8 protein-coding genes and 1 pseudogene are annotated in these 9,377 nt (G+C 71.7%); 3 read left to right on the top strand and 6 right to left on the bottom strand.

Features of this window, described 5'->3' with window-relative positions; genetic code table 11:
- A partial coding sequence (locus AOJ26_RS32690; RefSeq protein ID WP_053851988.1) for a GntR family transcriptional regulator occupies nucleotides 1-772 on the bottom strand: 772 nt, incomplete at its 3' end.
- A 163-nt stretch (nucleotides 773-935) separates the two neighbouring features.
- On the opposite strand from AOJ26_RS32690, the gene AOJ26_RS32695 reads away from it, so the two are divergent.
- Both AOJ26_RS32695 and AOJ26_RS32700 read left to right on the top strand, forming a co-directional pair.
- Nucleotides 936-1,829 carry a (2Fe-2S)-binding protein gene (locus AOJ26_RS32695; RefSeq protein ID WP_053851989.1) on the top strand — a complete coding sequence of 298 codons (894 nt, stop codon included), beginning with the start codon at nucleotides 936-938 and terminating at the stop codon, nucleotides 1,827-1,829.
- 314 nt (nucleotides 1,830-2,143) lie between these two features.
- Complete coding sequence (locus AOJ26_RS32700) at nucleotides 2,144-3,181, top strand: DUF2637 domain-containing protein (protein ID WP_053851990.1); 1,038 nt, start codon at nucleotides 2,144-2,146, stop codon at nucleotides 3,179-3,181.
- Nucleotides 3,182-3,274: 93 nt separating this feature from the next.
- On the opposite strand, the gene AOJ26_RS32705 is transcribed toward AOJ26_RS32700, so the two are convergent.
- From AOJ26_RS32705 to AOJ26_RS32715, 3 genes are all read right to left on the bottom strand, one after another.
- On the bottom strand, nucleotides 3,275-3,697 hold the full coding sequence (locus tag AOJ26_RS32705; protein ID WP_053851995.1) for an ATP-binding protein: 423 nt from the start codon (nucleotides 3,695-3,697) through the stop codon (nucleotides 3,275-3,277).
- 794 nt (nucleotides 3,698-4,491) lie between these two features.
- Nucleotides 4,492-4,968 (bottom strand): hypothetical protein, encoded by a 477-nt coding sequence (locus tag AOJ26_RS32710; RefSeq protein WP_053851991.1) that lies wholly within the window; start codon nucleotides 4,966-4,968, stop codon nucleotides 4,492-4,494.
- 95 nt (nucleotides 4,969-5,063) lie between these two features.
- Nucleotides 5,064-5,675, bottom strand: coding sequence for a hypothetical protein (locus AOJ26_RS32715; RefSeq protein ID WP_053851992.1), 612 nt, complete (start codon nucleotides 5,673-5,675; stop codon nucleotides 5,064-5,066).
- Nucleotides 5,676-5,887: 212 nt separating this feature from the next.
- On the opposite strand from AOJ26_RS32715, the gene AOJ26_RS32720 reads away from it, so the two are divergent.
- Nucleotides 5,888-7,327 carry a helix-turn-helix domain-containing protein gene (locus AOJ26_RS32720; RefSeq protein ID WP_053851993.1) on the top strand — a complete coding sequence of 480 codons (1,440 nt, stop codon included), beginning with the start codon at nucleotides 5,888-5,890 and terminating at the stop codon, nucleotides 7,325-7,327.
- On the opposite strand, the gene AOJ26_RS32725 is transcribed toward AOJ26_RS32720, so the two are convergent.
- Both AOJ26_RS32725 and AOJ26_RS32730 read right to left on the bottom strand, forming a co-directional pair.
- Nucleotides 7,324-9,066, bottom strand: coding sequence for a pyruvate dehydrogenase (locus AOJ26_RS32725; RefSeq protein ID WP_053851994.1), 1,743 nt, complete (start codon nucleotides 9,064-9,066; stop codon nucleotides 7,324-7,326). The genes AOJ26_RS32720 and AOJ26_RS32725 overlap by 4 nt on opposite strands.
- 54 nt (nucleotides 9,067-9,120) lie before the next feature.
- Nucleotides 9,121-9,377: pseudogene (locus tag AOJ26_RS32730) on the bottom strand (protein phosphatase 2C domain-containing protein); the annotation flags it as partial.

Raw genomic sequence — 9,377 nt, forward strand, 5'->3', positions numbered from 1 at the left:
CAAAATGCCCGCCCACCAAGCCCCGCACCACATCCAGGTCTCGCGCAATCAACGCGTCCAGCAGCGCCGTATGCTCCGCCGCGTCCGCGATCAAATCCGCCCGCCCCCGCGAAGCCGGCCCACCGACCAGCGGCCACTGCGACCGCCGGTGCAAGTCCTCAGAGATCTGCACCAGTTGCTCGTTCCCCGACAGCAGCAGCACCGCGCGGTGGAACGCCCGGTCGGCCTCCGCGTACGTCGCCCGGCACCCCGAGGACGCGGCGCGCACCGTGGCCTCCGCCACCGGCCGCAGCTCCGCCCACCGCTCCACCGGCACGCTCCGCGCCAGCCGCAGCACCACCGGCACCTCGATCAGCGCCCGCACCTCGGCCAGCTCGGCCAGCTCGCGGGCCCCCCGCTCGACCACCCGGAACCCGCGGTTGGGGACGACCTCGACGGCGCCCTCCAGCGCGAGCTGCTGCATGGCCTCGCGCACGGGCGTCGCCGACACCCCGAACCGCTCCCCGAGGGCGGGCGCCGAGTACACCTCACCGGGCCGCAGGTCTCCCGCGACCAGTGCCGTCCGCAGGGCGTCGAGGATCTGTCCCCGCACCGAGGCCCGCTGCACCACGGGACGCGGAATCGGCACCTCGCTGTGGGTGTGCTCGCCCCGCGCCCCAGCACCCTCCGCGACACGGGCCCGCGCCTGCGCCGGCACCCGTACCCCACCGACACCCCGCCCGCCGCCCTGCGCCGCCGCGGAACCGGCGGAGCCCTGCGCACCCTGCTTCACGGGCCCTCCTCCGGACGTGTCAGTACTTGGGGTCATTAACGGCAGGTTGTTACTCACCCGTCAAGCACCTTAGGCGCAGAACGCTCCAGTTCAAATCCCGAACATGTTAGGTAAGGTAAGGCTTACCTCCAGAGTCCAGATGACCGCGAATCGGTGGCCCCGCATGCCCGCACCGCTGCCCGCACCGCTGCCCGCCCCCCGTTCGGCGACCCGTACCGCCGCACCTTCGGCCGTCACCGCCGCCTACGCGCGCGTGACCGAGGCCCTGCCGGTGCTCACGGTGGCGGAGCTGCCCACGGAGACCCCCCTCCCGGCCACCGACGGCTGGGTCACCGCCGCCGACCTCGCGGGGAGCGCGACCGCGCTGGACGCCTTCCTCGCCTGGGACGACGAGCAGGTCCTCAGGGACAACGCCCGCCGGGGCCGCCCGGACGTGATCGCCGGTTTCGGCCTGCACCGCTACGCCTGGCCCGCCTGCCTCCTGTTCACGGCCCCGTGGTTCCTGCTCCGCCGGGTCCCCCGCTACCCCGTCACCCACGTCTCCTACGACCGCACCCGGGGCCCGATGTCCCTCGCGGTCCACCCCGGCTCCTTCGCGTGCCTCCCGGACGACCCGGCGGCGGATCTGCCGGGCGCGTACACGGTCCGCGACGAGGAGGCCCTGCGCGCCGAGCTGCGGGACGCGATCGCCGAGCACATGGAGCCGCTCCTCACCGCCTTCGGCCCGCGCATGCGCCGCCGCGGCAGGGCCCTGTGGGGCATGGTGACCGACGAGATCGTCGAAGGGATCTGGTACGTCGCCGAGCTCCTCGGCGAGCACGAGAAGCGCCGGGCCGAGCACGCCCTGGAGCTCCTGCTGCCCGGGACGACGAAGCCGTACGCCGGCTCCCCGGCCTTCCGTGTGCTCGTCGGTCCGGACGGCGGGCCGCTGCGCACCCGGGACCGGGTGAGCTGCTGCATGTACTACACGCTGGCCCCGGACGACACCTGTGTCACCTGTCCGCGCACCTGCGACAGCGACCGGATCGCCAAACTGACGGCCGCCGCCGCGAGTTGATGCCCCCTCAGGGGACCCCCGGCGCGGACCCCCTGTCCGCGTCCCGTAAGATCAACGCCGACTGGGACGCCCGTTCGGTTACAGGTGATTCACAACTTCCTCACCTGGCGCAGGAACTTTCCGTGGAACCACCCGTACGGGTAGTCTTATTCGAACTCAACTCCCGCCCCTCAAGCGGCAGTTCGAGCAGAAAGCCGCCCTGGGCAACCCCTTGCACTTCCTTGGCGGCCTCTTGCCCCGAAAACGCCTGAGGGCCGTTGGGATTGGGCCACTATGGCGGGCGTTACGCCCTATCCCAATGCAAGGGACCCCAGATGAGACTGACCGACATATCGCTGAACTGGTTGCTTCCGGGCGCCGTACTGCTCCTGGGCATGCTGGCGGCGGTGGCGGTGCTCGCGCGGAGCAAGCGGTCCGGCGGGGAGCACGCGAAAGACGACTCGTGGGAGCGGAGCGAGGAGCGCCGCAGGCGCAAGGAGGCCATATACGGCACCGCTTCCTATGTTCTTCTGTTCTGCTGTGCGGCGGTCGCCGCCGCCCTCTCCTTCCACGGTCTGGTGGGCTTCGGCCAGCAGAACCTGAACCTGTCCGGCGGCTGGGAGTACCTGGTCCCGTTCGGCCTGGACGGCGCGGCGATGTTCTGCTCCGTGCTCGCGGTCCGCGAGGCCAGCCACGGTGACGCGGCCCTCGGCTCCCGGATACTCGTGTGGACGTTCGCCGGTGCGGCGGCCTGGTTCAACTGGGTTCACGCGCCCAGGGGTTTCGGCCACGACGGCGCTCCGCAGTTCTTCTCCGGCATGTCCCTCTCGGCGGCCGTCCTCTTCGACCGCGCGCTGAAGCAGACCCGCAAGGCCGCGCTGCGCGAGCAGGGTCTGGTGCCGCGTCCGCTGCCCCAGATCCGCATCGTCCGCTGGGTGAGGGCGCCGCGTGAGACGTACAAGGCCTGGTCGCTGATGCTGCTGGAGAACGTGCGCAGCCTCGACGAGGCGGTCGACGAGGTCCGCGAGGACAAGCGTCAAAAGGAGGCGGCCCGCCTCCGGCGCCGCGAGCAGGAGCGGGTCGAGCGGGCGCAGCTCAAGGCGATCAGCCGGGGTCATCGCGGCTTCGTCGGGCGGGGCGGGCGTCAGTTGGAGCAGCAGCAGCCGCAGGCCGCCCTGGAGCGGGCCTCCGCGGAGCCTGCGATATCCAACCCGGAGCCGCTGCCCGTGCGCCAGCGTCCTTCGCTCCAGCCCGTCCGCGGCGGCTCTGAGTCGCACTCGGTCGACCTCACCGCGGAGGACGACACAATGGCCCTGCCGCGCCTCGACTCGTTGGAGCGCAAACTCAAGGATCTTGAGCAGCAGTTCGGCTGAGGCGAAGGCCGAGGTCTGAAGGGCGCGGCCCGAGAGGCCGGAGCACCACGGGAAGGGGGCGTGACCGTCGCGGTCACGCCCCCTTCCCGTGCGTCACGCCGCTCCGGCGTCCAGTTCGAACCAGACCGCCTTGCCCACGCCGTGTGCCCGTACGCCCCAGGCGTCCGCGAGGGACTGCACCAGGGCCAGGCCCCTGCCGTGCGTACCGTCCTCCGCGTCCGGTACCCGCACCCGGGGGATGCGGGCGACGAAGTCCCGCACCTCCACCCGCAGGGCCCGCGGACCGACCGTGGCCGTGACGACCGCGTCGTGGTCGGTGTGCACGAGTGCGTTGGTGACGAGTTCACTGGTGAGCAGTTCGGCTATCTCGGAACGTCCGGGCCTCCCCCAGTGTCGTAGCAGTTCGCGCAACGCCCTGCGCGTCTCCGGTACGGCCCCCAGGTCCGCCCGCTCCAGTCGGCGCCGGAGCTGCGGCGACTGCGCCTGCTCCCGGGCGCTGTCGGCCTTCTCCTCCATGGTGTGTGCCGAGAAGGCCCCTGCCACCGTGGGACCGCCTCCTCGTGCCTGCCTCTTCATGACCCCCGCCCGCGTGCCGATGTCGGTTTCCCTCCTGCTCGAACACGTTCACGGGGATGCATGCCCGGTAGTTCATGCGGCAGTCATGTCGAATCGTCAACGACCAGGTGTTCGGCCATGTTTGCGGTGGCGACGGCAGCCGGCCCGGCGGAGCGCGCCGTGCTCCGCGAACCCCGGTGCACGACGGCGCAGTCGCGACGGGGACAGCGGCTCGCGGGGTCCGGTACGCACGCCCGTCACGCCGTGCCTGTGCCGCTGGTCCCCTCCCTGTGGCATGTGCCCTGCGCCCCGCTGTCCGTCCTCCGGACGCCACGAGCGGCCCGGGAGCCCTGCACGAGGCGGCCGGTGCGGGAAAGTGCCTGGTCGGCGAGGTGGCTCCGGGAACCGGGACAGCGGCCGAACGGGGACCACCAGGTCGGAGACGGCCCCGGACGGGAGCCGGTCCGGCCCCGCCTCCAGCCGCGGAGCCTGCCGTACGAAGGCCCGCGCGCCCCTCGAACGGTGTGCGCCCCCGCCACCGGTGCCCGACGAACGGGGCCCGGTGAGCGGGGGTGAGCCGGTGCGTACGTGCCCTCGGGCGTCCTGCGGGTCCACGGCGCCGCAGGGCTCCCCGCCCACCCGGTTCCGGGACACCGGGACCGTACGGCGTGGGACGATCTGCCGACTCCGCACTGCCGAGCTCGCCGTACCCGGCGAAGAACTGGGGCAGGAGGGAAACTGGCCTGATTCGGCCGCTACTTGCGCCCGAGGCCCTTGCTGCCGATGTGGGAGATCTGGTGGCTGCCGCGGCTCATGTCGACCACGAGGGTGCTGGTCTGTCCGGCGCTCCAGGTGAGGGTGACGACGGCCTCCGTGCGGTCGCCGGTGCCGTTGCCGTTGCCGTTGCCGGTGACCTTCCACGCGAGGGGCACGTTCTGGGCGCGCAGGACGCCGTCGGCGTGCTCCTTGTCCTCCCAGGCGTTCAGTTCCTTCTGGAAGGCGGGCGTCAGGTAGTGCGCGCGGAGCGCGTCCCGCAGTTCGCCGCCGCCCTCGTCGGTCACCGCGTCGATGTAGGCGCCGTAGAAGTCGGCGATGCGCGTGATGTCGTCGGAGGGCTTTCCGCTGACGCTGCGCGGTGCTCCGGCGGAGGCCTGGGCCGTGGCACCGAGGCCGAGGGCCAGGGCGAGGCCGACGGCCAGGGTGGTGCGGCGGGTCGCCTTGGTCGTGTTCATCCGTGTTCCCCGTTTTCTTTCCGGTTCCTGCTGCTGGTGGTGCGGTCCGTGCGGGGCCGCCCGCCCGACCCCCGTGCGGGAGGGCGGCCCCGTTCTCAGTGGAGCTTGCCGACCGCGGTGGCGGTCGTCTTCTTGAAGGCCTTCACCGGGGCGTCGCCGAAGTCGCCCATCTGGGACCACTCCACGACGGTGACGGTCCGGTCGTCCCGGCCCACGGACAGCAGGCGGACGTCGGTCGCGCCGAACGAGTGCTCCGTGTGCAGGCCGTGCACCCGGGCCCCCTCCTCGACCGCGACCTTCCCGTAGTTCTTGTACGTCGCCTCGAGATCCGGGTCGCCCTGTTCGAGGCGGTCCGCGCAGGTGCGGATCTCCTTGTTCATGCGGTCGGCGAGGGCCGCGGCCTTGGTCTTGGTGCCGACCTGGATCGTGAGCTGGCGGGCGCTGGTGTCCAGGTCGGTGCGGAAGTCGCGGTACCGGGAGTCGTAGCCCGGCAGCGCGTCCGCGAGGCAGAGCTGGAGTTCGTCCGGGACACCGTCGGTCACCTTGCCCGCCGTCCACGCGGACGAGGGGTGCGGCGGGAGGTCGGCGGCCGAGAGGAACCTGGGCGCGGCCGGCGCGGCCCCGGCCTGCACGGTGAGTGTGACGCCGAGCATGAGGCCGGTGAGAGAGAGTACGGTGAGCGCGCCTGCTCGACTGCGCTTGGGCATGAGTGTCCCCCGTGAGATACGTGCATGGATGTGGGATGCCACGACGACGCCGGATGGTCGGTCCGGCCCGGTCGGTGTGACACCAAGAGCATCAGCGGTCACACGGGGCGGACGCAACACGGGACGCGCAATCCGTCGGCATGGAACCATCCCAGGCCGTCTGACGTGCAGGTATACGCAGTGCCTGGGATACGGGATCAAGGGGGAAATCGTTGTCGGCACCGGAACCACGGGACGATGTCCAGGAGTTCGCGGCCCTGCTGCGGCGGCTGAAGGAGCGCACGGACCGCAGCTACGGTTCGCTGGCCCGGCGGCTGAACATGAACACCTCGACCCTGCACCGGTACTGCGCGGGGGACGCCGTACCGGTCGACTTCGCGCCGGTGGAGCGGTTCGCCGCGCTGTGCGGGGCCTCGGCCGAGGAGCGGATGGACCTGCACCGGCTGTGGCTGTCGGCGGTGGCGGCGCGACAGCGGCCGCGGGCGGGCGAGACCTCGGAGGGGACGGCTGAGACGGCGGCCGATGCTGCCGACGGGCCAAGCGCTACGACCACGGCGGCGGCGGACGGTGACGCGGTGACCGGCGACCCGGTGGACGTGGACCCGGCGGACCTCGCCACGGTGGACGCAGCTGGGGACGGTGAGGGGCGCCCGGCGGCCGAGGGTGAGGAGGACGCCCTGCTCGCGGGGCGCGCCACTCCCCCGGCCCGCCCCTGGTACCGCCGTCGGCGCGTCGTCGTCACCGCCGCCGCCACCGTGGCGCTTCTCGCCACGCTGGGCACCCTGTCGGCGCTGCCCTCGGGGCGTTCCGCATCCGACGAGGTCGCCCAGGCCCCGGACCCGTCGTCGCCCGCGACGGCGTCGGACACCCCCGGCCGCTCACCGTCCAGGTCGCCGAGCCCGTCCGCCACCTCGGGCTCCCCGTCGCCCCGGGGCACCGGGAAGAGCGCCTCCCCTTCGATGAAGGGCGGCGGCGCCCCCTCGAAGGGCGGCGGCGGTTCCGGGCAGCGGGGCACCGCGACCGGCACCCCGCTCACCTGGACCGTCAACTCCCATGTCTGGAACGCGGGCTGCGGCCACGACTACGTCATCGACAAGCCGCCCGCCCAGGTCCCGCCGCCCCCGACGGCCCAGGACGCCGCGAACTGGGCGGGCACGCTGGGCGCGCTCCACGGCCGGCAGACCATGGTGCAGATCTCGGTGCAGGGCCGTGACTCGACGGCCGTCGTCCTGGAGGACCTCAGGGTCCGGGTCGTCTCGCGCGCGACCCCGGCCCAGGGCAACTCGTACGCCATGGAACAGGGTTGCGGAGGCGCGCTCACCCCGCGCTACTTCTCCGTCGACCTGGACAAGGACCGACCGATCGCCCACTCGCAGTCCGGGAACGACGGAGGGAACGTCATCCCGGCCGTGCGGATGCCCTACCGCGTGTCCTCGGAGGACCCGGAGGTCCTGCTGGTCACGGCGGAGACCGAGTCCTGCGACTGCGCCTGGTACCTCGAACTGGACTGGTCCTCCCAGGGCCGCACCGGCACGGTCCGCGTCGACGACCACGGCCGCCCGTTCCGCACGACCGCCATCAAGGGCCTGCCGCGCTACTGGTACGGCACGGACGCGGCGGGCCAGCGGGCGTGGGTGGAGTACAGCGGTTAAGGGCGCGGCACGTTGCGGAGGTTGGAGCGGGCCATCTGGAGCATGCGGCCGACTCCGCCGTCGAGGACGATCTTCGAGGCGGACAGGGCGAAGCCGGTGACCATCTCGGCGCTGATCTTCGGCGGGATGGACAGGGCGTTGGGGTCGGTGACGATGTCGACGAGGGCCGGGCCCTTGTGCTTGAACGCCGACTTCAGCGCCCCTGCGAGGTCCTTGGGCTTCTCGACGCGCACGCCGTAGGCCCCGCAGGCCTGGGCCACGGCGGCGAAGTCGGGGTTCTTGTTGGCTGTGCCGTAGGAGGGGAGCCCGGCGACCAGCATCTCCAACTCGACCATGCCGAGCGAGGAGTTGTTGAAGAGGACGACCTTCACCGGCAGGTCGTACTGCACGAGGGTGAGGAAGTCGCCCATCAGCATGGAGAACCCGCCGTCCCCGGACATCGACACGACCTGGCGCCGGCGGTCGGTGAACTGCGCGCCGATCGCCATCGGCAGCGCGTTCGCCATCGACCCGTGCGAGAACGAACCGATCACCCGGCGACGGCCGTTGGGCGAGATGTAGCGGGCGGCCCACACGTTGCACATGCCGGTGTCGACGGTGAACACCGCGTCGTCGTCGGCGAGTTCGTCCAGCACGGAGGCCACGTACTCGGGGTGGATCGGGACGTGCTTGTCGACCTTGCGGGTGTACGCCTTGACGACCCCTTCGAGCGCGTCGGCGTGCTTCTTGAGCATCTTGTCGAGGAAGCGCCGGTTCGTCTTCTCCTTCACCCGCGGCGTCAGACACCGCAGGGTCTCCTTCACGTCGCCCCAGACGGCGAGGTCCAGCTTGGAGCGGCGGCCGAGGTGCTCGGGCCGTACGTCGACCTGCGCGATCTGGACGTCGTCGGGGAGGAAGGCGTTGTACGGGAAGTCGGTGCCGAGCAGGATCAGCAGGTCGCACTCGTGGGTGGCCTCGTAGGCGGCGCCGTAGCCGAGCAGTCCGCTCATGCCGACGTCGAAGGGGTTGTCGTACTGGATCCACTCCTTGCCCCTGAGGGCGTGGCCCACCGGTGACTTGAGCTTCTCGGCGAACTCCATGACCTCGGCGTGCGCGCCCGCGGTGCCGCTGCCGCAGAAGAGGGTGATCTTCTGGGCCTTGTCGATCATCTCGACGAGCTTGTCGATCTCGGCGTCGCCGGGGCGGACCGTGGGCCGTGAGGTGACGAGGGCGGTCTCGGCGGCCTTCTCGGGGGCGGGCTGGTCGGCGATGTCGCCGGGGAGGGTGACGACGCTGACGCCGGAGCGGCCGACGGCGTTCTGGATGGCGGTCTGCAGCAGCCTCGGCATCTGCTGGGGTGTGGAGATCATCTCGCTGTAGTGACTGCACTCCTGGAAGAGGCGGTCGGGGTGGGTCTCCTGGAAGAACCCGAGGCCGATCTCGCTGGAGGGGATGTGCGAGGCGAGGGCGAGGACCGGGGCCATGGAGCGGTGGGCGTCGTAGAGGCCGTTGATGAGGTGCAGGTTGCCCGGCCCGCAGGAGCCGGCGCACGCGGCCAGCTTCCCGGTGATCTGCGCCTCCGCCCCCGCGGCGAACGCGGCGGTCTCCTCGTGCCGTACGTGCACCCAGTCGATGCCGGCGTTGCGGCGGACCGCGTCCACGACCGGGTTGAGGCTGTCGCCGACGACGCCGTAGAGGCGTTTCACCCCGGCCCTGACGAGGATGTCCACGAACTGTTCGGCGACGTTCTGCTTGGCCATGGATCCATGCACCCCTTCGGTCTCCTTGGGTCCATCAATCCACACTGGCCGCGATCACGCCTCCCAAACGGCTGCGGCCGTACGGTCGTCGGCATATCCCTTGACCCGTACTTGGGAGTCGGCGAGGAACGCGGCGAGACCGGGCGGAGTGGGGCCCGACCACCGTCCCGTCAGGTACTCGCACAGTTCGGGCTCCCCGCGCAGGGGGTCGGCTAGGCCGCCGGTGCACATCAGCAGGGTGTCACCCGGGCGGGCGACGGAGGCGCGGAAGCGGAAGGCCTCGCGGGGCGGCTCGGGGGCGGGTTCGTAGG

Source organism: Streptomyces sp. NRRL B-24085, assembly GCF_001282115.1.
Lineage (GTDB): Bacteria > Actinomycetota > Actinomycetes > Streptomycetales > Streptomycetaceae > Streptomyces.